The organism is Burkholderia sp. AW33-5 (genome assembly GCF_053427615.1).
Map to the genome: position 1 here is coordinate 1 of NZ_JBSAXA010000001.1, position 22,439 is coordinate 22,439.

At 68.2% G+C, this 22,439-nt stretch carries 17 protein-coding genes and 2 pseudogenes; 15 read left to right on the forward strand and 4 right to left on the reverse strand.

Annotated elements, in window-relative coordinates; genetic code table 11:
* A partial coding sequence (locus tag ACV22V_RS00005; RefSeq protein ID WP_448012632.1) for an ISAs1 family transposase occupies window positions 1–236 on the forward strand: 236 nt, incomplete at its 5' end.
* A gap of 162 nt (window positions 237–398) precedes the next feature.
* On the opposite strand, the gene ACV22V_RS00010 is transcribed toward ACV22V_RS00005, so the two are convergent.
* The gene (locus ACV22V_RS00010) at window positions 399–875 is read right to left on the reverse strand and encodes an OsmC family protein (RefSeq protein WP_448012633.1); all 477 of its coding nucleotides are present in this window, start codon (window positions 873–875) and stop codon (window positions 399–401) included.
* Window positions 876–969: 94 nt separating this feature from the next.
* Here ACV22V_RS00010 and ACV22V_RS00015 point away from each other — a divergent pair, with 94 nt between their 5' ends.
* Window positions 970–1,611, forward strand: a complete 642-nt coding sequence (locus tag ACV22V_RS00015; protein ID WP_448012634.1) for a GntR family transcriptional regulator — start codon at window positions 970–972, stop codon at window positions 1,609–1,611.
* Between the two features lie 114 nt (window positions 1,612–1,725).
* Here the strand turns inward: ACV22V_RS00015 and ACV22V_RS00020 are convergent, their stop codons facing one another.
* The gene (locus ACV22V_RS00020) at window positions 1,726–2,760 is read right to left on the reverse strand and encodes a LacI family DNA-binding transcriptional regulator (RefSeq protein WP_448012635.1); all 1,035 of its coding nucleotides are present in this window, start codon (window positions 2,758–2,760) and stop codon (window positions 1,726–1,728) included.
* Window positions 2,761–2,950: 190 nt separating this feature from the next.
* On the opposite strand from ACV22V_RS00020, the gene ACV22V_RS00025 reads away from it, so the two are divergent.
* The 11 genes and pseudogenes from ACV22V_RS00025 to ACV22V_RS00075 all read left to right on the forward strand — a co-directional run bounded on the left by ACV22V_RS00025 (window position 2,951) and on the right by ACV22V_RS00075 (window position 17,018).
* A complete protein-coding gene (locus ACV22V_RS00025; RefSeq protein ID WP_448012636.1) occupies window positions 2,951–4,099 on the forward strand; it encodes an ABC transporter ATP-binding protein in 1,149 nt (382 codons plus the stop codon).
* Between the two features lie 8 nt (window positions 4,100–4,107).
* Window positions 4,108–6,093: a beta-galactosidase gene (locus tag ACV22V_RS00030; protein ID WP_448012637.1), complete on the forward strand. Its 1,986-nt coding sequence runs from the start codon at window positions 4,108–4,110 to the stop codon at window positions 6,091–6,093.
* Between the two features lie 63 nt (window positions 6,094–6,156).
* Window positions 6,157–7,416 (forward strand): ABC transporter substrate-binding protein, encoded by a 1,260-nt coding sequence (locus ACV22V_RS00035; RefSeq protein WP_059529124.1) that lies wholly within the window; start codon window positions 6,157–6,159, stop codon window positions 7,414–7,416.
* 54 nt (window positions 7,417–7,470) lie between these two features.
* Entirely contained in the window at window positions 7,471–8,430 is a 960-nt protein-coding gene (locus tag ACV22V_RS00040) for a carbohydrate ABC transporter permease (protein WP_059689227.1), read from the forward strand.
* 26 nt (window positions 8,431–8,456) lie between these two features.
* On the forward strand, window positions 8,457–9,308 hold the full coding sequence (locus ACV22V_RS00045) for a carbohydrate ABC transporter permease (protein WP_039318652.1): 852 nt from the start codon (window positions 8,457–8,459) through the stop codon (window positions 9,306–9,308).
* A 238-nt stretch (window positions 9,309–9,546) separates the two neighbouring features.
* Window positions 9,547–10,077: pseudogene (locus ACV22V_RS00050) on the forward strand (heterodisulfide reductase-related iron-sulfur binding cluster); the annotation flags it as partial.
* A 22-nt stretch (window positions 10,078–10,099) separates the two neighbouring features.
* On the forward strand, window positions 10,100–10,504 hold the full coding sequence (locus ACV22V_RS00055; protein ID WP_448012638.1) for a GlcG/HbpS family heme-binding protein: 405 nt from the start codon (window positions 10,100–10,102) through the stop codon (window positions 10,502–10,504).
* A 42-nt stretch (window positions 10,505–10,546) separates the two neighbouring features.
* On the forward strand, window positions 10,547–12,721 hold the full coding sequence (locus tag ACV22V_RS00060) for a malate synthase G (RefSeq protein ID WP_448012639.1): 2,175 nt from the start codon (window positions 10,547–10,549) through the stop codon (window positions 12,719–12,721).
* 548 nt (window positions 12,722–13,269) lie between these two features.
* Window positions 13,270–14,832, forward strand: a complete 1,563-nt coding sequence (locus ACV22V_RS00065; RefSeq protein ID WP_448012640.1) for a sensor domain-containing diguanylate cyclase — start codon at window positions 13,270–13,272, stop codon at window positions 14,830–14,832.
* 130 nt (window positions 14,833–14,962) lie between these two features.
* Window positions 14,963–16,342 carry a cache domain-containing protein gene (locus ACV22V_RS00070; protein ID WP_448012641.1) on the forward strand — a complete coding sequence of 460 codons (1,380 nt, stop codon included), beginning with the start codon at window positions 14,963–14,965 and terminating at the stop codon, window positions 16,340–16,342.
* 31 nt (window positions 16,343–16,373) lie between these two features.
* Window positions 16,374–17,018 (forward strand): response regulator, encoded by a 645-nt coding sequence (locus tag ACV22V_RS00075; protein WP_059528999.1) that lies wholly within the window; start codon window positions 16,374–16,376, stop codon window positions 17,016–17,018.
* 109 nt (window positions 17,019–17,127) lie between these two features.
* Here ACV22V_RS00075 and ACV22V_RS00080 read toward each other — a convergent pair whose 3' ends face one another.
* The gene (locus ACV22V_RS00080; protein ID WP_175910757.1) at window positions 17,128–17,724 is read right to left on the reverse strand and encodes an MlaC/ttg2D family ABC transporter substrate-binding protein; all 597 of its coding nucleotides are present in this window, start codon (window positions 17,722–17,724) and stop codon (window positions 17,128–17,130) included.
* 327 nt (window positions 17,725–18,051) lie between these two features.
* Between ACV22V_RS00080 and hpnN the strand changes: the two are divergent.
* Both hpnN and ACV22V_RS00090 read left to right on the forward strand, forming a co-directional pair.
* Window positions 18,052–20,683: pseudogene (gene hpnN, locus ACV22V_RS00085) on the forward strand (hopanoid transporter HpnN); the annotation flags it as partial.
* Window positions 20,679–21,638, forward strand: a complete 960-nt coding sequence (locus ACV22V_RS00090) for an MlaA family lipoprotein (protein ID WP_448012995.1) — start codon at window positions 20,679–20,681, stop codon at window positions 21,636–21,638. The pseudogene hpnN and the gene ACV22V_RS00090, both read left to right, overlap by 5 nt.
* A gap of 115 nt (window positions 21,639–21,753) precedes the next feature.
* Here ACV22V_RS00090 and ACV22V_RS00095 read toward each other — a convergent pair whose 3' ends face one another.
* Entirely contained in the window at window positions 21,754–22,410 is a 657-nt protein-coding gene (locus ACV22V_RS00095) for a phosphorylase (protein ID WP_415877876.1), read from the reverse strand.
* Window positions 22,411–22,439 lie beyond the last annotated feature (29 nt).

The following is a 22,439-nucleotide window of genomic DNA, read 5'->3' on the forward strand; positions in this document are numbered from 1 at the left end:
ACGCCATGCGCTCACACTGGCGGATCGAGAACTCGATGCACTGGGTGCTCGACGTAGCGTTCGGCGAAGATCAAGGCAGGGTGCGAGTCGAACATGCGGCGCAAAACTTTGCAATTCTGCGCCGCATCACGATGAACCTGCTGCGCAAGGACACGCAAACCAAGGCAGGCCTCAAAATCCGCCGGCTCAAGGCCGCCACCAGCGACAGCTATCGCGCTCACCTCCTTGGCTGGTAAGCCCCTTCATGCGATTGCCCTGGAATCGACACAACAAAATTCAAATTCCAGACACGTCCAATTGACATGCATTCGGAGATATCTCGTCGCGCTCCCACACCATGCGCGCGCGACTCAGGCCGTTTTCCTCCGCGTGCCTTCACGTCTTCTCCACGGCCTGCATCACCCCGCCGCGCACTCGATCACCGGTTCGCACCGGATCGGGAAATTCACCGAATTCGCCACATAGCACTTCGCATGCGCGTCATGATGCAGCCGCTCGGCTAACTCGCGATCGTCGCCCGCGCGGATCGTCACACGCGGGTGCAGCACGATTTCGGTGAAGCGCCCCGGCTCGGGGCTGTCGAGCATCGTCGCTTCGGCGGCGTCGACATACGCGAGCACGCGGATGCCCGCATCCGAACACAGATGCAGATACCAGAGCTTGTGGCACGCCGATACCGACGCCAGCAGCAGGTCTTCCGGATTCCAGCGCGCCGCGTCGCCGCGGAACGCCGGATCCGACGAGCCCGGGATGTCCGGCTTCGAACCCGCGCGGATCACATGATCGCGGCCGTATTCGCGATACCCCGACGTGCCGGTGCCCCGGTTGCCGGTCCACTCCACTGCCACGCGGTACTTGTGTTCGCCATGCGCCATCTCGCTCTCCTCTGCTGTCGGAACGTGAGGCCGTCATTGTGGCACCGGAATGTCGTTTGGTATACCATTATTCCAAAATGAGGAACCCGGAAGCATGGAAGCCAGACCCGATTCCACGGCGGACGCCGTGGCCGCATCGTTGCGGGAGATGATCATCAACGGCGAGTTGCAGGCAGGTGAGCGGCTCGTCGAGCGCGACCTCGCCGAGCGCTTCGGGATCAGCCGGATTCCGATGCGCGAGGCGATCCAGCGGCTGGAGCGCGAAGGACTGCTGGACATCTTCCGCAATCGCGGCGCGGTCGTGCGAATGCTGAGCGCGTCCGACGTGCAGGAAATCTACGACATGCGCACGCTGCTCGAAGGCGATGCGATCTACCGCAGCGTGAAGCGGCTCGACGACGAAACGCTCGCGCGTGCCGAACTCGTGCACCGGCTGCTCGGCGAATCGAACGTGCCGCGCCGGCAAGGCGAACTGAATCGCGAATTCCATGCGTTGCTGTATTCGTGCTGCGGCAACGCGCGGCAGTTGAAGGCGATCGCGGAACTGCGCAGCCAGGTCGAGCGCTACGAGCGGCTGCAAACCACGTTGCTCGCGGATACGCCGTCGTTCCAGGTCGAGCACGACGCAATCCTGCAAGCATGCCGCGAACGCAATGCACGTGGCGCCCGCGCGATGACGGTCGCGCATCTCGATTCGGCACGGCGCATCGTGATGCGGCTCGTCGAAGGCGGGTGACGATGCCGGGCGATCCGGCCCGGCCTCGTCATTGCGTCCACCGGTTCGCGGCTCGCCCCATTTACAGCTTCCAGCCCGCGCCCGGTACCGGAAAAACTCGCGCCCCGTCGACGTCTACGCCGTCGCGCGCCGCCCCGGCACCGCGCCCGTCGTACCCCGCACCACCAATCGCGGCACCGGCGCCGTCCGCACGCGCGATGCATCGTCGATGTGCCCGCCCGCCTCGCGCAATGCGTTGAGCAGTTCGACCGCGAGCCCCGCGGCCTCGGCGGTCGGGATCGCAACGGTCGTCAGCGTGGGACGCGTGTCGCTGGCCAGATGAATATCGGTGATGCCGACGATCGACAGATCGTCGGGCACGCGCCGGCCGCGATCGGCCGCGGCGTGCAGCGCGCCGATCGCGGGCAGGTCGTTGGTCGCGACCAGCGCGGTCAGCTCCGGATGCGCGTCGAGCAGCCAGCCCGCCGCGCGCACGCCGCCTTCGATCGAATCGGGTTCGGCCGCGACGATCGACGCGTCGAGCCCGGCTTCGCGCATCACGTCGACGAAGCCGTCGTAGCGCGCCGCCTGCACGCCGCTCGCCGAGCCGCCGACGATCACGCCGATCGTCCGATGCCCGAGCTCGAGCAGATGCCGCGTCGCGATCCGCCCCGCCTCGCGGAAATCCACGGCCACGCACGGCAACCCTTCGGGCGGCGCATCGGGCCGCTCCCACAGGCACAGCACGACCGGCACGCCGCGCCGCGCGACGTCGACGAGATCCGGCAAATGCAGGTTCGCGTTGGTCACGAGAATGCCTTCGGAAATCGTGCCGGCGATCTGGTCGAGATACGCGCGCCCCTGCAACGGATCTTCGTTGGTATTGCAGACGATCAGGAATTGCCCGTTGCGGCGCACCGCGCGTTCGACCGCGAGCGCGAATTCCGGATAAAACGGGTTGGCGATGCTCGACACCATCAGCGCGACCGTCGGCGCGCGCCCTTCCGCCAGCGCCCGCGCGGCCAGATGCGGCCGGTAGCCGAGCGCCTGCACGGCGTCGAGCACCCGCGCCCGCGTGGCTTCGCCGACCCGGCCGCGGTTGCGCAGCACGTTCGAGACCGTCGCGGCCGTCACGCCGGCGCGGCGGGCCACTTCATCGAGTGTCGCCATGATGTGTCCACTATATGAGATGCCGATCCAGTATTTGCTTCGCTCACCGAAGCGGCGCACTATCGCCGCACACCCTGCCGCCCGATCAACGGGCACGGCTCGGCCACGATCGCTATCGGCGCTTTTTTTGATCGCGATGGTTAAGCGCTTAAGCATCGATGAGAGCGCATTAGAACATGGAGCGGAGACAATGGCGAGCATCTCGATGCAGCGCGTGCAGAAAGCCTACGGCGAGCACGCGCCGGTCATTCGCGACGTCGATCTGAAGATCGGCGCGCACGAGTTCTGCGTGTTCCTCGGTCCGTCCGGCTGCGGCAAGTCGACCCTGCTGCGAATGATCGCGGGCCTCGAGGACCTGAGCGACGGCGAGCTCTCGATCGACGGCCGCCGCGTCGACGACGTGCCGGCCGCCGAACGCGGCGTCGCGATGGTGTTCCAGAGCTACGCGCTGTTTCCGCACATGACGGTCTACGAGAACATGGCGTTCGGGCTGAAGCTCGCGCGCGTGCCGAAGGCAGAGATCGACCGGAAGGTGCGCGACGCCGCGCGGATCCTGCAGCTCGACACGCTGCTCGAGCGCAAGCCGAAGGCGCTGTCGGGCGGCCAGCGGCAGCGCGTCGCGATCGGTCGCGCGATCGTGCGCGAGCCCGGCGTGTTTCTGTTCGACGAACCGCTGTCGAACCTCGACGCGGCCTTGCGTGGCCAGACGCGCATCGAGATCGCGAAGCTGCACCGGCAGTTCGAACGCGCGAGCGTCGTCTACGTGACGCACGACCAGACCGAGGCGATGACGCTCGCCGACAAGATCGTGCTGCTGCACGCCGGCGCGGACACCGCGCGGCACGGCAGCATCGCGCAGGTCGGTGCGCCGCTCGACCTCTATCACCATCCGGCCAGCCGCTTCGTCGCCGGCTTCATCGGCTCGCCGCGGATGAACTTCCTGCCGGCCATTGTCGTCGCCTGCGACGCGCAGCGCACGATCGTCACCGTCGTGCCGTCCGGCGAAACCTTCACGCTGGCTCGCGACGGTTCCGCGCTCGCGGTCGGCGCGGCCGTCACGCTCGGCATCCGCCCCGAACACCTGACGCTCGGCGCCGCGCACGACGCGACCACGCTCGCGCGCGACGTCGTGCTCGTCGAGCGTCTCGGCGAGCAGACCTACGTTCACCTCGACCAGCCCGGCGGCACGCCGCTGATCGCGAAAGTGCCCGGCGACGCGCCGTTGCGTCGCGGCGAGCGCGTGCACGCGCATGCGCCGGCCGCGGCCTGCCACCTCTTCACCGAAGACGGCCGCGCGCTGCCCGCGTGCGCCGACCTTCCCGTCCACCATTACGCATAAGGATCGGCATGCGCCTCGGAGTCTGTTACTACCCGGAACACTGGCCGGAATCGATGTGGGCCGATGACGCCCGCCGGATGAAGGCGCTCGGCATCGCGCAGGTGCGGATCGCCGAATTCGCGTGGAGCCGCATCGAGCCGTCGCCGGGCGAATACGACTGGGGCTGGCTCGACCGCGCGGTCGACGTGCTCTCCGCGGCCGGTCTCGAGATCGTGATGTGCACGCCCACCGCGACGCCGCCGAAGTGGCTCGTCGACCGTCACCCCGACATACTCGCGATCGGCGCGGACGGACGGCCGCGCACGTTCGGTTCGCGCCGCCACTACGACTTCTCGTCGCCGACCTATCTCGACGCGTCGCGCCGCATCTGCACGGCGGTCGCCGAACGTTACGGCCACCACCCGGCCGTGCGCTACTGGCAGACCGACAACGAGCTCGGTTGCCATCAGACGGTCGTCAGCTATTCGCCCGCCGCGCTCGTGCGTTTTCGCGCATGGCTGCAGGCGCGCTACGGCACGATCGATGCGCTGAACCGCGCATGGGGCACCGTGTTCTGGAGCATGGAGTATCGGCATTTCGACGAAGTCGACGCGCCGGTCGGCACCGTGACCGAAGCGCATCCGTCGCACCGCCTCGACTATCGGCGCTTCGCGTCGGACGAAGTCGCGCGCTATCACCGGATGCAGGTCGACGTGATCCGCGCCCATTCGCCGGGCCGCCCCGTCGCGCACAATTTCATGCAGCTCTTCACCGAGTTCGATCACTACGAGGTCGCGCGCGACCTCGACGTCGCGACGTGGGACAGCTACCCGCTCGGCGCGCTCGAGGAGCAATGGTTCGCGCCCGACGTGAAGGCGCGCTGGCTGCGCACCGGCCACCCGGATTTCGCGTCGTTCAACCATGACCTCTATCGCGGGATGTCGAAGCTGCCGTTCTGGGTGATGGAGCAGCAGCCGGGGCCCGTGAACTGGGCACACTGGAATCCCGCGCCGCTGCCGGGCATGGTGCGCCTGTGGAGCTGGGAAGCGTTCGCGCACGGCGCCGGCTGCGTGTCGTACTTCCGCTGGCGGCAGGCGCCGTTCGCGCAGGAGCAGATGCATGCGGGCCTGCACACGCCGGACGATCGACTCGACGAGGGCGGCCGCGAAGCACAGCGCGTCGCGCACGAGATTGCCGCCGTGATCGGCGCCGATGCCGACGCGAACGGCGCCGTGCGTGCGCCCGTCGCGCTCGTGTTCGACTACGAAGCGAAGTGGCTGCTCGAAGTGCAGCCGCAAGGCGCCGATTTCCACTACCCGCGCTTCGCGTTCGAGTACTACTCGGCGCTGCGTTCGCTCGGCCTCGACGTCGACATCATTTCCGCGCATGCGCCGCTCGACGGCTACCGGCTCGTCGTCGTGCCGCCGCTGCCGATCGTGCCGGACGACTTCGCGGCGCGGCTCGCCGCCTCGGGCGCGCATGCGGTGTTCGGGCCGCGCACCGGTTCGAAGACCATCGACCTGCAGATTCCGCCGACGCTGCCGCCCGGCCCGCTCGCCGCGATCCTGCCGACGCGTGTGTGGCGCGTCGAATCGCTGCGGCCGAACGTGACCGAGCGGATCGACGGCACGCTGCGCGACGGCTCGCCGCTCGCCGGCGACGCACGCCACTGGCGCGACCTCGTCGAGCTGCACGACGACGCACGCAGCGTCGTGCGTGCACGCTTCGCCGACGGTCATCCGGCCTGCGTGTCGCATGGCACGCTGCACTACTGGGCCGCGCTGTTCAACGATGCGACCACCGCGCGCCTGTTCGCCGACGTCGCGGCCGAAGCCGGCCTGACACCGTCGCCGCTCGGCGACGGCGTGCGCGTGAGCCGGCGCGGCGGCCTGACCTACGTATTCAACTACGGCAGCACGCCGCACACGATCGATGCGGTGCCGCCGTCCGCGTTCGTGGTCGGCGCCGCGCAGGTCGAGCCGCAAGGCGTCGCCGTGTACCGAAGCCGTTCGTAGCAACCGCCCCCGGCGCCGCGACGCGCCGGTCAAGCACAACGACACACAGGAATGGAGACATACATGACACATCGCCCCCTTCGCGTCGCCGCCCGGCTTGCGACCGCCGCCGCCATCGCGTTCGCTTCGTTCGGCGCCGCGGCGCCGGCCGACGCGGGCACGCTGACGATCAACATCGCGTTCAAGGGCGCCAGCCAGCGCGCGGTCTGGCAGTCGACGCTCGAGGCGTTCCACAAGGCCCATCCCGACATCGACGTGAAGCCCACCTTCGTCGACGAGGAAGCGTACAAGGTGCAGCTCCCCGCATGGCTCACGACCGTCGCACCCGACGTCGTGAACTGGCACGCGGGCGAGCGAATGGCGTACTACGCGAAGCGCGGGCTGTTCGAGGACCTGAGCGGCGACTGGGCGAAGAACGGCTGGGGCGCGATGTACGCGTCGACGCGCGACGCATCGTCGTACAACGGCAAGCAGTACGCGGCGCCGACCGTCTATTACTCGTGGGGGCTGTTCTATCGCAAGGACCTGTTCCGCAAGGTCGGCATCGCCGACGAGCCGAAGACCTGGGACCAGTTCCTCGACGCATGCAGGAAGCTGAAGGCGGCCGGCATCACGCCGGTCGCGGTCGGCGGCCGCGACGCGTGGACGCTCGCCGGCTGGTTCGACTATCTCGACCTGCGCCTGAACGGCAATGCGTTCCACCAGCAGCTGATGGCCGGCGACGTGCCGTACACCGACCCGCGCGTGAAGAAGGTCTACACGACGTGGAAATCGCTGATCGATTCGGGCTATTTCATCGACAACGCGCTGTCCTACGATCTCGACGGCGCGCAGCCGTTCCTGTTCCAGGGCAAGGCCGCGATGATGCTGATGGGCACCTTCATCGCCGCCGGCTTTCCGCCGAACGTGAAGCAGGAAATGGGCTATTACCGCTTCCCGATCATCGACCCGAAGGTGCCGACCGCCGAGGACGGCCCGGTCGAATCGCTGCACATCCCGACCAAGGCGAAGAACAAGGCCGACGCGCATACGTTCCTCGCGTTCGTCGAAACGCCCGAGATGGGCGCGAAGCTCGCGGAAGGGCTCGGCTCGCTGTCGGCCAACAGCAAGTCGCCGGAGCCGGCCGATCCGATCTCGCGGATCGGCTTCCGGATCCTCGCCGATACACGCGGCGGCGTCGCTCAGTTCTATGACCGCGACATGACGAAGGAAATGGCCGACGAAGGGATGAAGGGGATGCAGCAGTTCCTCGCGAATCCCGCGCAGCTCGATACCGTGCTCGCGCAACTCGAGCAGACCCGCAAGCGGATCTACAAGAAGTAACCGCGTGACCCCTGCGGCGGCCTCGTGCCGCCGCGTCCGTCCAGGAGGCTTGCCGTGTCCAGTCCGATCACGTCCAGACCCGTCGAAACGCCTGCCGCTCCGGCCGCCGCCGCGCCGCCGGCCGGCAGGTCGCCCGCCGCACTGCGCGCGCGTCGCCCGTCGCCGGCCGTGCGGCGGCAACAGCGCGCCGCGTGGCTCTTTCTCGCGCCCGCGTGCGCAATGGTTGCCGTCTATGTGATCTGGCCGATCCTGTCGACGCTGTGGCTGAGCCTCTGCAACTGGGACGGGATGACCGAGCGCACGTTCGTCGGTCTCGCGAACTACGCCGAGCTGCTGCACGCGCCGACGTTCTACACCGCGCTGCGCAACAACGTGATCTGGCTCGCGCTGTTCATGCTCGCGCCGCCGCTCGGCCTCGCGCTCGCGCTGTACCTGAACCAGGCGGTCGCCGGCATCCGGCTCGTGAAGTCGCTGTTCTTCGCGCCGTTCGTGCTGTCGGGCGTGGTCGTCGGCCTGATCTTCTCGTGGTTCTACGATCCGACCTTCGGGCTGCTCGCGCTGATCGCCGGACACGGCATCCCGGTGCTCGGCGATGCGCGCTACGCGACGTTCGGCATCGTGTTCGCCGCGCTGTGGCCGCAGACCGCGTACTGCATGATCCTGTACCTCACCGGCCTCACGTCGGTGAACCCGGAACAGATCGAAGCGGCGCGGATGGAAGGCGCGCGCGGCTTCGCGCTGCTGTGGCACGTCGTGCTGCCGCAGTTGCGGCCGACCACGTTCATGGCGATCGTCGTCACGGTGATCGGCGCGCTGCGCAGCTTCGACCTGATTTCGGTCATGACGGGCGGCGGCCCGTTCGAGAGCTCGACCGTGCTCGCGTATTACATGTACGACCAGGCGATCAAGTACTACCGGCTCGGCTATTCCGCGGCGATCGCGGTCGTGCTGTTCGCGATCATGCTCGTCTACATCGTGTTCCAGTTGCGCCGCATGCTGCGCAACGAGCAGTGACCTGACTTTCCGGGGATGCCTTCATCATGTTTCCGACACCCGTTGCCCACTGGAAGCCGGTATCGCGCCGGCTGTACAAGCTGTCGCTGCCCGTCGCGCTGGTGATCTGGCTGCTGCCGATGATCGCGGTGTTCGTCACGTCGGTGCGCTCGACCGAGGAACTGGTCGAAGGCCACTACTGGGGCTGGCCGCGACACTTCTCGATGATCGAGAACTATCGCGACGCGCTGACCACGTCGCCGATGCTGCATTACTTCTGGAACAGCGTGCAGATCACGGTGCCGTCGGTGCTCGGGTCGATCGCGCTTGCCGCGATGGCCGGGTTCGCGCTGGCGACTTACCGGTTTCGCGGGAACGCCGCGTTGTTCGGGACGTTCGTCGCGGGGAATTTCGTGCCGGTGCAGGTGTTGATGATTCCCGTGCGGGATTTGTCGCTCAGGCTCGGGGTATTCAATACGGTCGAGGCGTTGATTCTCTTTCACGTCGCGTTTCAGACGGGGTTCTGTACGCTGTTTCTGCGGAATTTCATCAAGCAGTTGCCGTTCGAGCTGATCGAGGCGGCGCGGATCGAAGGCGCCGGCGAATGGACGGTGTTCTGGCGGATCGTGTTGCCGTTGATCCGGCCGGCGTTGGCGGCGCTTGCGATTCTCGTGTTCACGTTCGTGTGGAACGATTACTTCTGGGCGCTGTGTCTCACGCAAGGCGACGAGGCCGCGCCGATCACCGCGGGGGTGGCGGCGCTGAAGGGACAATGGACGACGTCGTGGAACCTCGTCTCGGCCGGGTCGATTCTCGCCGCGTTGCCGTCGGTCGCGATGTTCTTCGCGATGCAGAAACATTTCGTCGCGGGGCTGACGTTCGGGGCGACCAAAGGTTGAATTCGCGCTGACCGCCGATCGTCGATCGCGAATTCGGATCTCCCCCTCTTCATCGAGAGGATTGCCCGCTTCGGCGGGCTTTTTTTTCCGCGCAGCGTGCCGTGACGCGCGGCGCCCGTTCTCCGCACGCCTGGCGAACAATGCCGAAGCGCGTCTGTTACGCGTCGCCCGGCGGCCCTCCCGCAACCTCGCCTCCACGGCCCCGATGTTCCTCTCGTGCGCGACCAGCATCACCGACAACGCGTGGTGGCCCGCGATCGAGGCCGGCGCGGACGCGATCGTGCTGACGGCGAGCGGCTGCGGCGCGTTCGTGAAGGAATACGGCGACCTGTTGCGCTCCGACCCCGTCTATGCGGACAGGGCGCGGCGCGTCAGCGCGCTCGCGCGCGATCTCGCGGAAGTCATCGCGGCCGAGCCGCTCGACGCGCTGGCCGATGCAACGCAGCGCCGCGTCGCGGTTCATTGCCCGTGCACGCTGCAGCACGCGCAGCGGCTCGGCGGCGCGGTGGAACGCATCCTGACGCGGCTCGGCTTCGATCTGACGAATGTCGCCGACGGGCACCTGTGCTGCGGCTCCGCCGGCACCTACGCGCTGACGCAGCCCGAACTCGCCACCAGACTGCGCGACAACAAGCTCGACGCACTCGAAGCCGCGCGGCCGGACCTGATTGTCACGGCCAACATCGGCTGCCAGACTCACCTGAACGGCGCGGGCCGCACGCGCGTGCGCCACTGGATCGAGCTCGTCGACAACCGACTCGTCAACTGATCGCTGATTCCGGAGGAACGCCATGAAAACGAAGCCCGAACTCGAACTCGCCGACGTCGACCGCATGCTCGCCGCCGCCCGTGCGGAGGCCGAGCGTCACGGCTGGGCCGTGTCGATCGCCGTCGTCGACGACGGTGGCCACCTGCTCGCGTTCGCGCGCCTCGATGGTGCATCGGCGGCCAGCGCCTGCATCGCTCAGGACAAGGCGCGCGCGGCGGCGCTCGGCCGTCGCGAGACGAAGGCGTATGAGGATATGATCAACGGTGGCCGCACGGCGTTTCTGAGCGTGCCGCTGACAGGATTGCTCGAAGGCGGCGTGCCGGTAACGGTGAGCGGCCGTATTGCGGGCGCGATCGGTGTATCCGGCGTAAAGTCCGAACGGGACGCGCAGATCGCCCGCGCCGGCACACAAAGCGTCGCGGCATAACCAGCCAAGCCGCGCGCGATTTTTTCCCCGGGAGGAATCACGATGATCGACCAAGCAGGACTGCAAGTCGCGCCAGCGCTGAGCCAGTTCATTGAAAACGAAGCACTGCCCGGCACCGGTGTCGACAAGGCCGCCTTCTGGAGCGGTTTCTCGGCCCTGGTGCACGACCTCGCGCCGCGCAACCGCGAACTGCTCGCGGAACGCGACCGCCTGCAGTTGGAACTCGACGCGTGGCATCGCGCGCACCCCGGCCCGGTGCGCGACCATGCCGCGTATCGCGCGTTCCTCGAACAGATCGGCTACCTCGTGCCGGTCCCGTCGAACGTCGCGGCAGCCACCGCGAACGTCGACAGCGAGATCGCGACGCAGGCCGGCCCGCAGCTCGTCGTGCCGCTGTCGAACGCGCGCTATGCGCTGAACGCCGCGAACGCGCGCTGGGGCAGCCTGTACGACGCACTGTACGGCACCGACGCGCTGCCCGAGGACGGCGGCGCCGAACGCACCACGGCCTACAACCCGACGCGCGGCCAGCGCGTGATCGACTACGCGCGCGACGTGCTCGACAACGCGGCGCCGCTCGCGAGCGGCTCGCACCGCGACGCGCTGCGTTATCGCGTGGAGGACGGCCAGCTCGCCGTCGAAACCGGCAAGGGCGTCGTGCACCTCGCACAGCCGGCGCAGTTCGTCGGCTACCAGGGCGCGGCGGGCGCACCGTCCGCGATCCTGCTGAAGCACAACGGCCTGCACCTCGAGATCCAGATCGACGCGTCGACCCCCATCGGCCGCGCCGATCTCGCGAACGTGAAGGACGTCGTGCTCGAAGCCGCGGTCAGCACGATCATCGACTGCGAGGATTCGGTCGCGGCGGTCGACGCCGACGACAAGGTCCAGCTCTATCGCAACTGGCTCGGCCTGATGCAGGGCACGCTGGTCGAGGAAGTCGCGAAGGGCGGCAAGACCTTCACGCGCCGGCTGAACGCCGATCGCGCATACACGACGCCGGCCGGCGGCACGCTGACGCTGCACGGCCGCTCGCTGCTGTTCGTGCGCAACGTCGGCCACCTGATGACCAACGGCGCGGTGCTCGACCGCGACGGCAACGAGATTCCGGAAGGCATCCTCGACGGCGTCGTCACGGTGCTGTGCTCGCTGCACGACCTGAAGGCGAAGCGCAACTCGCGCACGGGCTCGATCTACATCGTGAAGCCGAAGATGCACGGCCCGGTCGAAGTCGCGTTCGCCGACACGCTGTTCGCGCGCATCGAGGACCTGTACGGCCTGCCGCGCAACACGCTGAAGATGGGCATCATGGACGAGGAGCGCCGCACCAGCGTGAACCTCGCCGCCTGTATCGCGGCCGCCGCCGCGCGCGTCGCGTTCATCAACACCGGCTTCCTCGATCGCACCGGCGACGAGATGCACACCGCGATGGAGGCGGGCCCGATGATCCGCAAGGGCGACATGAAGTCGTCGGCGTGGATCCAGTCGTACGAGCGCAACAACGTGCTCGCGGGCCTGTCGGCCAGCCTGCGCGGCCGCGCGCAGATCGGCAAGGGCATGTGGGCGATGCCGGACCTGATGCACGCGATGCTCGAGCAGAAGATCGCGCATCCGCGCGCCGGCGCGAACACGGCGTGGGTGCCGTCGCCGACCGCCGCGACGCTGCACGCGCTGCACTACCACCTCGTCGACGTGCAGGCCGTCCAGCAGGAACTCGAGAAGACGCCGTATGCGAGCGAACGCGACGCGCTGCTCGAAGGCCTGCTGACCGTGCCGGTCGTCGAACGCGCCGAGTGGAGCGAGGCCGAGATCCTGAGCGAAGTCGAAAACAACGCGCAGGGCATCCTCGGCTACGTCGTGCGCTGGGTCGAACAGGGCGTCGGCTGCTCGAAGGTGCCGGACATCCACGACGTCGGCCTGATGGAAGACCGCGCGACGCTGCGCATCTCAAGCCAGCACATCGCGAACTGGCTGCGCCACGGCGTGATCACCGAGGCGTTCGTGCTCGACGTGTTCAAGCGGATGGCGCGCGTCGTCGATCAGCAGAACGCCGGCGACCCGAACTATCGCCCGATGGCGCCCGGCTATGACCAGTCGACGGCATTCAAGGCCGCGTGCGCGCTGGCGCTGCAGGGCACGTCGCAGCCGAGCGGTTATACCGAGCCGCTGCTGCATCGGTTCCGGCTCGCGTACAAGGCGCAGCAGCACGGCGCGTAAACCCTTGCATGCGGGCTTTCCCGCATGTGGTTTCGCGAAACGGGCGGCCATCGTGGCCGCCCGTTTTCATCCGCGAATTCACGCGGACACCGAAATCGATAATCGGTCCGTATCGCACCGCTTCAAGTTTCCGCTTCACCGGCCGTTAAAACAGTAAAACCGGCGACCGTGGAATGCGCGCCGCTCCGCGCCTGGCGCAAAGCCTTGCACCGCAACGCTCCACGCGCGATTGGCAAGTATTGGCCACGGCGATAATTTGATCCGGATCAACGGTCGGCAACATTCTCCGCGTATACAAATACGCGCGTTATACTCGGAACAATCCGCGCCGCCCGATTCGTCGGATCGTCGAATCGCGGCCAATCCTCCCGGTGAATGGAGCGATTTTTGCGGTTTATCCGGCCGCAATCTTGGATGATCGGCTCCGGTTCTCCGGTCGATCGGGCGGCGTGCGCATCGGAGACCGCGCACCGGATCGCCGCCGGCAAACCATACGAACAATCGCATCGGCCCGCCGCCTGGCGGCGATGCCCATCAATCCACGGACCATGGCAGAAACCGACTACGCAATGCCCAGCGAATCCGGCCTGACGGGCCGCATCGCCGCGCAATTTCGCCGGTTCCTGCTGCCGCACCTGATCTTCTATTCAGGGTTGCTGATCGCGCTGCTCCTGTTGCTGCTGTGCGCCATCGTGCTGTACGAAGGCCGCATCGACGCACGCGATCGCGCGCGCACCACCCAGCAGAACATCGCGCTGATGGCGTCGTGGGACATCGAGCGCAACATCGAGATCTATTCGCTGTCGCTGCAGGCGGTCGTCGACGGTTCGAACGATCCCGCGGTCGCCGCGCTGCCGATGTCGCTGCGCCGCCAGGTGCTGTTCGACCGCGCGACGACGGCCAAATACCTCGGCGGCATCTACGTGCTCGACGCGAACGGCGACATCGCGGTCGACGGCATGAGCGATGTGCCGCGCAAGGCCAACTTCCGCAACGAACCGTATTTCACGGTGCACCGCGACCACCCGAACGTCGGCGTGTACATCAGCGATCCGTACCGTTCGCGGCTGCGCGGCGGCTCGCTGAGCATCGCGCTCAGCCGGCGGATCACGCGGCCCGACGGGTCGTTCGGCGGCGTCGCCGTGATGTCGATCCGGCTCGAATATTTCCAGAACCTGTTCTCGCGCCTGGCGCTCGGCGATCGCGGCTCCGTCGCGCTGATCAACACCGACGGCCGGATGGTCGCGCGCAAGCCGTACGATCCGGCGATCGTCGGCCGCGACATCAGCAAGGCCAGCACGTTCCGTCACTTCATGACCGCGAACGAGGGCAGCTTCGCCGATACCGCGTCGATCGACGGCGTGCGCCGCCTGTACGTGTTCCGGCATCTCGAAAATCTGCCGCTGATCATCATGGTCGCGCGCTCGGAAGCCGACACCTACGCCGCGTGGTACGACCGCGCGATCCCGATCGGCTCGGCGATGGTCATGCTCGCGCTCGGCTTCGTCGGCTTGTCGCTGCTGCTCGACGTGCAACTGCGCAAGCGTCACCGCGCGGAAACCGAACTGCAGGCGCTCGCGCGCACCGACGGCCTCACCGGCCTCGACAACCGCCGCATGCTCGACGTCACGCTCGAGCGCGAATGGCGCCGCGCGGCACGCTCGCAACATGCGCTGTCGCTGCTGTTCGTCGACGTCGATCACTTCAAGCGCTACAACGACACGCAAGGCCACCAGGCCGGCGACGACGCGCTCGCCGCGGTCGGCCGCTGCATCGCCGGCTGCCTGCGGCGCCCGGCCGACTATGCGGCCCGCTACGGCGGCGAGGAGTTCGTCGTCGTGCTGCCCGACGTCGATACGCCCGGCGCCGTGACGATCGCCGAAGCAATCCGCACCGGCATCCTCGATCTCGGCATCCGGCACGCCACGGGCTCGTCCGACTGCCTGACCGCGAGCATCGGCGTGACGACCTGCTATCCGGAGCGCGACGACAGCATCCAGGCCGCGCTGAAGCTCGCCGACGACGCGCTGTACCGCGCGAAGGAACGCGGGCGCAACCGGGTCGTCGTGCAGACGGCCGTGAGCGTCGATCGCACGCCGCGGCGCGCCTGAGCCACGGCGGGCCGGCAGGCCTTCGCCGGGCCTTCCGATCGCCCGCGGGCGAAATCGCCGACAATGTCGGCTCGCCGCCGCCGCGCGACAGACACATGCGCCGGCCGGCCCGCGCCCGCTTCACACCATCATGAGACTCAAGGCAAAGATTTTCCTCCTGGCGATCGTGCCATTCCTGCTCGCGATCGCCGGCATCGGCTTCGGCGTGCGCCAGCAGGCGACGTCGCTCGCGCGCACGCAGCACGCGACGATCCAGGCCGCCTACCTGTCGAGCAAGGAAATCGAGCTGAAGCATTACGTCGAGCTCGCGACGAGCGCGATCATGCCGCTGTACGACGCGAGCGGCCGCAATGCGCGCGACGACGCGTTGCTGCGCACGCAGGCGCTCGCGATGCTGCAGAAGATGGATTTCGGCCCCGACGGTTATTTCTTCGTCTACGACCTGCACGGCAATGCGCTGATGCATCCGCGCGAGCCCGAGCGCGTCGGCCACAACTACTGGTCGATGCGCGACCCGCAGGGCGCGCTGACGATCCAGCAGCTGATCGGCGCCGCATCGCACGGCGGCGGCTACGTGCGCTACACGTGGCAGCGGCCGTCGACGGGCAAGCCCGCGCCGAAGCTCGGCTACGTCGTCGCGCTCGAACGCTGGGGCTGGATGGTCGGCACCGGCATCTATCTCGACGACGTCGACACCGCGCTGCAACGCATCGACGCGCGCGCGTCCGCGAACATCGAGCGGACGATGAGCTGGCTCACCGCGATCGCGCTGACCGGCGCGGCGGCGATCGCCGTCTGCGCGCTGGTGCTGAACGTCAGCGAATCGCGCAGCGCCGACGCGAAGCTCAAGCAGCTCGCGCAGCGTGTCGTCGAATCGCAGGAGCAGGAGCGCGAGCGGCTGTCGCGCGAACTGCATGACGGGATCAGCCAGATGATGGTGTCCGCGAAGCTGATGCTCGAATCCGCGCTCGCCCGCTTCGAGCGCGGCGCGACGCGCATGCCCGAAGCCGAGCAGGCGCTCGCGTCCGGCGTCGGGCGGCTCGGCGACACGCTGCGAGAAGTGCGGCGCATCTCGCATGCGCTGCGCCCGGCGATGCTCGACGATCTCGGCCTCGCGGCCGCGCTCGAGCAGCTCGTGCGCGAGCTCGGCGCGGAAAGCGCCATCGACATCGGCTATACGCAGGTCGCGCACAGCGGCGCGCGGCCGTTGCCCGCGCCGGTCAATACGGCGCTGTTCCGGATCGCGCAGGAAGCGCTCAGCAACATCGTGCATCATGCGCAGGCGTCGCGCGCGGCCGTCACGCTCGACGTCGGCGCGCATTCCGCCACGCTGACCATCGCCGACAACGGCTGCGGCTTCGATGCCGAGCGGTCGCAGACCGATGCGCGCCGCGGCATCGGGCTGCGCAACATGCGCGAGCGCCTCGACGCGCTCGGCGGCACATTGACGATCACGTCGCAGGTCGGCCACACCGTCGTGGCCGCGCGCGTGCCGCTGCGCGCCGCCTGAGCACGCGCCCCATCACCGGAGACCTTTGCCCATGAGCGCCCCCGATACCGTCCAGCCCGCCGCCCGACTGCTGCTCGTCGACGATCACCCGCTAGTGCGCGACGGCCTGCGGATGCGGCTCGAGGCGGCCGACCTGTCCGTGGTCGGCGAAGCCGGCAACGCGGACGAGGCGCTCGCGCTCGCCGCGTCGCTCGAGCCCGATCTCGCGCTGATGGACGTTGGCATGAACGGGATGAACGGCATCACGCTCGCCGGCGTCTTCCACGAGCGCTTTCCGGGGATTCGCGTGCTGATGCTGTCGATGCACGACAACATCGAATACGTGACGCAGGCCGTGCGCGCAGGCGCGAGCGGCTATCTGCTGAAGGATTCGCCCGCGAGCGAGATCGTGCGCGCGATCGGCGCGGTGCTCACGGGGCAGACGTTCTTCAGCGAAGGGCTCGCCGCGCGGATGATCCAGGCGAGCGCGGCCGCGTCGCCGCTCGACCGCCTGACGCCGCGCGAACGCGACATCCTCGATGCGCTGGCCGAGGGGCTGTCGAGCAAGCAGATCGCGCAGCAGACGGGGCTATCGGTGCGCACGGTGGAAACGCACCGGCTCAATCTGAAGCGCAAGCTCGAAATCGAAGGGCAGGCGGAACTGATCAAGTTCGCGGTCGAGCATCGGCGGCGGTAGCGCCCCGACACGGGTCCCCGCGTCATTCCGAACCCGCAACGAAAAAGGGCGCCCGAGGGCGCCCTTGATGCATGCCGGCATGCTGAACATGCCGGCCGACCGGCGGCGATCAGTTCGTCCGCGAGTTGTGCTTCTGCAGATACGCGATCAGGCCGTCGATGCCGCCCGACGCGAGCTGGCCCTTGAACTGGCCCTGGTAGACCTGGATCAGCCACGCGCCCGACATGTCGATGTCGTAGATTTTCCAGTCGTTGCCGACCTTGCCGAGGCGATAGCCGACCGACTGGCTGTCGCCCGGCGTCGTGACCGTCGACTGCACCAGCGCATCGGCGCCCGACGCGCCGCCGGCCTTGAACGAGAACTTCGCATCCTGGCCGCCGAGCTGCGCGAGCGACGCGGCATAGGTGCGCGTCATCAGCAGCTTGAACTGCTTGTACAACTCCTGCTGCTGTTGCGGCGTCGCCTGCTTCCAGGCATCGCCGACCGCGATGCGGGTCGTGCGTTCGAAGTTCGTCGCGGGCAGGAAGCGCTGCTCGACGACTTGCGTGACTTTCGCCATGTCGCCGCCGCGCGCACCCGGATCGGCCTTCATCGCGTTGACGGTGCCTTCGACCGCATTGCGGACGATGTCGACGGGCGCGCTCTGCGCGAAAGCGGAAACCGACACGGCGGCCGCCGCGACGAAAGCAAACAGATGACGTTTCATACGGATATCGCACTCGATGAGAAAAAACGGCCGGCGGATTGCATCGGTGGCATCGGCCGGTGGGTCGAAGTATAGCGGCCCGGCGGCCGGCCTGCCGCGCGGTGACCGACTGTTACCTTTCAACCCCTTTTGTCACAGGCCCCGCCACGGCGCGATGCCGGTCGATTATGTAAGTATCCCCATACGAATCGCCGGGCGCTGCGCGCCGATTCCTGCGCTGCGGAGCAAATATCCTTCCCGCCCCTTTACGCTCCATCGTCGCGACCGACGCCACGTTGCGCCGGTATACTCGTTGTTTTGTCCTTGCCAGCCCCTCCCCACCGCCACATGGTGACATCTCTCATCGTCCGACTCGTCGCATGGTCGGTACGCCGCCCCGTCTGGGTCGTCGTGCTGTCGCTCGTCGTCGCCGTCTTCAGCGGCGTCTACGTCGCGCAGCACTTCAAGATCAGCACGGACATCAGCAAGCTCGTCGACGCGGAACCCCAGTGGGCCGCGCTCGGCCAGGCCGTCGACAAGGCCTTCCCGCAACGCAACGGCACGATCCTCGCGGTGGTCGAGGCCCCGGCGCCCGAATTCGCGACCGCCGCCGCGCATACGCTCACCGAAGCCCTGCAGAAGCAGGCCGACGCCGGCCGCATCGGCCAGGTCGCCGAACCCGGCGGCGGCCCGTTCTTCGAGCACAACGGGCTGCTGTTCCTGTCGCCGCAGGAAGTGACGGACACGACGACGCAGCTCGCGAGCGCACGGCCGCTCGTCAACGAGCTCGCGAAGAACCCGAGCCTGACCGGGCTCGCGACCACGCTGTCCACCACGCTCGGCCAGCCGCTCCTGACCGGCCAGGTGAAGCTGCCCGCGATGGCGAAGCTGCTCGCGCGCAGCGCCGCGACGGTCGACGACGTGCTGGCCGGCAAGCCCGCCGCGTTCTCGTGGCGCGGGCTGGTCGACAGCGATGCCGCACGCCAGCCGGCCCGCGCGTTCGTCACGGTGCAGCCGGTCGTCAACTACGGTGCGCTGAAGGCCGGCGCCGAAACGACCCAGGTGATCCGCGACACGGCAAAAGCGCTCGGCCTCGAGCAACGCTACGGCGCGGTCGTGCGCCTGACCGGCGAACAACCGCTCGCCGACGACGAATTCGCGTCGGTGGAAGACGGCGCCGCGCTCAACGGCGCGCTCACGCTCCTCGCCGTGCTCGTGATCCTGTGGCTCGCGCTGCGCTCGAAGCGGATGATCGGCTCGGTGCTGGTCACGCTGTTCGTCGGCCTCGTCGTGACCGCGGCGCTCGGCCTCGCGATGGTCGGTTCGCTGAACATGATCTCGGTCGCGTTCATGGTGCTGTTCGTCGGGCTCGGCGTCGACTTCTCGATCCAGTACGGCGTGAAATACCGCGAGGAACGCTTCCGCGATCCACGCATCGATCACGCGCTGATCGGCGCCGCGCACTCGATGGGCATGCCGCTCGCGCTGGCCACCACGGCGGTCGCGGCGAGCTTCTTCTCGTTCATTCCCACGGCCTATCGCGGCGTGTCCGAGCTTGGCCTGATCGCGGGCGTCGGGATGTTCGTCGCGCTGCTGACCACGCTCACGCTGCTGCCCGCGTTGCTGCGCCTGTTCGCGCCGCCGGGCGAATCGAAGACGCCGGGCTTTCCGTGGCTCGCGCCGGTCGACGACTTCCTCGATCGCCATCGCAAGCCGATCCTGATCGGCACGCTCGCGGTCGTGATCGGCGCGCTGCCGCTGCTCGCGTTCCTGCACTTCGACTTCAATCCGCTGCACCTGAAGGATCCGAACAGCGAATCGATGGCGACGCTGCTCGCGCTGAAGGATTCGCCCGAAGCGGCCGTCAACGACGTCACGCTGCTCGCGCCGTCGCTCGCCGAGGCCGACGCGGCCGCGAAGCGCCTCGATGCGCTGCCGGAAGTCGGCCGCACGACGACGCTGTCGACCTTCGTGCCGGCCGACCAGCCGGCCAAGCGTGCGGCGATCGCCGCGGCCGCGAGCGACCTGCTGCCCGCGCTGACGCAACCGGCCGCGCCGCCCGCGACCGACGCGCAGCGCGTCGCCGCGCTCAAGCGCGTGTCGGACCTGCTGAGCTACGCGGCGGAAGATCACCCGGGCCCGGGCGCGGCCGCCGCCCAGCATCTGTCGGCATCGCTCGCGAAGCTCGCCGCCGCCGACAGCGCGACGCGCGACCGCGCCGAACGCGCGTTCTCCGACACGCTGCGCATCGCGCTCGATCAGCTCGCGACGCTGCTGCAGCCGCAGGACATCACGCGCGACGCGCTGCCGCCGCAGCTCGTGCGCGACTGGATCGCGCCGGACGGTCACGCGCTCGTGCAGATTTCGCCGAAGGTGCCGAAGGGCGTCGACCCGAACGACGACACGATGCTGCGCCGCTTCGCGAAGGCGGTGAAGGCCGCTGAGCCGGGCGCGATCGGCGGCCCGATCTCGATCCTGCATTCGGCCGACACGATCATCAACGCGTTCCTGCACGCGGCGCTGTGGTCGATCCTGTCGATCACGATCCTGCTGTGGATCACGCTGCGCCGCTTCGGCGACGTGCTGCGCACGCTGGTGCCGTTGCTCGTGTCGGGGCTCGTCACGCTCGAGATGTGCGTCGTGCTCGGCATGTCGCTGAACTTCGCGAACATCATCGCGCTGCCGCTGATGCTCGGCGTCGGCGTGGCGTTCAAGGTGTACTTCGTGATGGCGTGGCGCGCGGGCCAGACGGGCCTGCTGCAGTCGAGCCTCACGCACGCGGTGCTGTTCAGCGCCGCGACGACCGCAACCGCCTTTGGCAGCCTGTGGCTGTCGCATCATCCGGGCACGTCGAGCATGGGCAAGCTGCTCGCGCTGGCGTTGACCTGCACCCTGATCGGCGCCGTGGTGTTTCAGCCCGTCCTGATGGGCAAACCGCGCGTCAAACGCGCCAAAGAACCAATCGCAAGGAAATAATGAACAAGGTGCGAATCATTGCGGCGACCGTCGCTGCCAGCGCGGTGCTGAGCGGCTGCGCGACGGGCCCGAACCGCAACCCCAACGACCCGCTCGAGCCGATGAACCGGGCGATGTACAAGTTCAACGACACGGTCGACACGAACATCGCCGTGCCGATCGCGAAGGGTTACCAGAAGGTCACGCCGACGCCCGTGCGCACCGCGATCAGCAACTTCTTCTCGAACCTCGGCGATCTCGGCAACATGGCCAACAACCTGTTGCAGCTGCGCATCACCGATGCGACGCAGGATCTGATGCGCGTGGCGATGAACTCGGTGTTCGGCGTCGGCGGCCTGATCGACATCGCGACGCCGGCCGGGCTGCCCAAGCATCACCAGGATTTCGGGCTGACGATGGCGCGCTGGGGCGTGCCGTCCGGCCCGTACCTCGTGCTGCCCGTGTTCGGGCCGAGCACGATCCGCGATGGCGTCGGCCGCGCGGTGGACGTCCGCTTCAACCTGCTCAACTATATCGAGCCGGCCGCGCGCAATCCGATGTACATCGCGCAGTTCATCAGCGCGCGTTCGGACCTGCTCGGCGCGACCGATCTGCTGAAGCAGGCGGCGCTCGATCCGTACTCGTTCGTCCGCGATGCGTATCTGCAGCAGCGCAAGTCGCTGACGTATCGCGGCCAGTCGGCATCGGCCGCGCCGCCGAACTACACCGAGCCGGGTGAATCGGGTGCGGTGCCGGCGGCCGCGCCGACCGTGCCGGGCTTGCCGAATTACGAGGATCCGGGCGAGTCGGGCGGCACATCGGGCACGGCACCGGGCAATGCGCCGGTCGCGCCGGGGTTGCCGCAGTATGAGGATCCGGGTGCGGACGGGGCGATGCCGGCGAGTGCGCCGGCTGCCAACGGCGCACCGATCGCGCCGGCGATGCCGACGGTGCCCGCGAGCGGTCCGGCCGTGCAATAACGCCAGCGGCATCCGCCCGCAAGCCGAAGAGCGCTGCATCATGCAGCGCTCTTTTTTGCGCGTACGCGAAACGAAAAGGGAAGGGGGAGAAGAAGCGGAAAGCGGCGAGCGCCGCTCAGACAATCCGCATCGCGCCGGCACGCTCGAATGCGTGCCGCGCCTGGATCAGCGTCGTGCGTGCCGCGCGCGCGTCGCCCGCGACCTGCAGCAGCGGGCCGAGCTGCGACGGCTGCTTCAGCAGTTCGCGCAGGATCGGCAAGATGGCCGTGCTGCCGTCGTCGCGCAGGCCGGCCGTCGCCGCCCGCGGCAACGTGCGCCACGCCGGGTCGACGATCGCGCGGCACACCGCGAACGGCACGCCGCGCGACGCCGCGAAGGCCGCGGCGATATGCGACTCCATGTCGACGGCGAGCGCGCCCTTCGTGCGATGCAGCGACGTCTTTTCCTGCTCGCTGACCACCGGCGCGCCGACCGCCGCCATCGTGCCGCGCGTGACGCGCGCCCACACCGGCGTGTCGTGCAGCGCGGCGACGAGCCGCGCGCTCCAGCCCGGATCGGTCTGCACGCGGCCGAACGGCCCGTCGATCGCGTCCGCGATCACGAGTGCGCCGGGCGCGAGATCGGGTGCGAGCCCGCCCGCCGTGCCGAAACTCACGATGCCCGCGCAACCGCGCGCGGTCGCCTCGGCCAGCGCGCGCTCGAGCCGGTCGGCCCGCGCGGCGAACACGGCCTCGACGCCGTGGCCGCGCGCGATGCGTGCCTCGAACGCCATCCCCGTGACGGCGATGACGGGCAACGTGC

Excerpts from the sequence above, each read along its gene's own strand:
- ACV22V_RS00090 (WP_448012995.1), top strand. The coding sequence starts at position 20,679 with ATGAACAAGGTGCGAATCATTGCGGCGACCGTCGCTGCCAGCGCGGTG.
- ACV22V_RS00060 (WP_448012639.1), top strand. The coding sequence starts at position 10,547 with ATGATCGACCAAGCAGGACTGCAAGTCGCGCCAGCGCTGAGCCAGTTC.
- ACV22V_RS00055 (WP_448012638.1), top strand. The coding sequence starts at position 10,100 with ATGAAAACGAAGCCCGAACTCGAACTCGCCGACGTCGACCGCATGCTC.
- ACV22V_RS00020 (WP_448012635.1), bottom strand. The coding sequence starts at position 2,760 with ATGGCGACACTCGATGAAGTGGCCCGCCGCGCCGGCGTGACGGCCGCG.
- ACV22V_RS00030 (WP_448012637.1), top strand. The coding sequence starts at position 4,108 with ATGCGCCTCGGAGTCTGTTACTACCCGGAACACTGGCCGGAATCGATG.
- ACV22V_RS00075 (WP_059528999.1), top strand. The coding sequence starts at position 16,374 with ATGAGCGCCCCCGATACCGTCCAGCCCGCCGCCCGACTGCTGCTCGTC.
- ACV22V_RS00010 (WP_448012633.1), bottom strand. The coding sequence starts at position 875 with ATGGCGCATGGCGAACACAAGTACCGCGTGGCAGTGGAGTGGACCGGC.
- ACV22V_RS00035 (WP_059529124.1), top strand. The coding sequence starts at position 6,157 with ATGACACATCGCCCCCTTCGCGTCGCCGCCCGGCTTGCGACCGCCGCC.
- ACV22V_RS00045 (WP_039318652.1), top strand. The coding sequence starts at position 8,457 with ATGTTTCCGACACCCGTTGCCCACTGGAAGCCGGTATCGCGCCGGCTG.
- ACV22V_RS00025 (WP_448012636.1), top strand. The coding sequence starts at position 2,951 with ATGGCGAGCATCTCGATGCAGCGCGTGCAGAAAGCCTACGGCGAGCAC.
- ACV22V_RS00070 (WP_448012641.1), top strand. The coding sequence starts at position 14,963 with ATGAGACTCAAGGCAAAGATTTTCCTCCTGGCGATCGTGCCATTCCTG.
- ACV22V_RS00080 (WP_175910757.1), bottom strand. The coding sequence starts at position 17,724 with ATGAAACGTCATCTGTTTGCTTTCGTCGCGGCGGCCGCCGTGTCGGTT.
- ACV22V_RS00015 (WP_448012634.1), top strand. The coding sequence starts at position 970 with ATGGAAGCCAGACCCGATTCCACGGCGGACGCCGTGGCCGCATCGTTG.
- ACV22V_RS00095 (WP_415877876.1), bottom strand. The coding sequence starts at position 22,410 with ATGGCGTTCGAGGCACGCATCGCGCGCGGCCACGGCGTCGAGGCCGTG.
- ACV22V_RS00065 (WP_448012640.1), top strand. The coding sequence starts at position 13,270 with ATGGCAGAAACCGACTACGCAATGCCCAGCGAATCCGGCCTGACGGGC.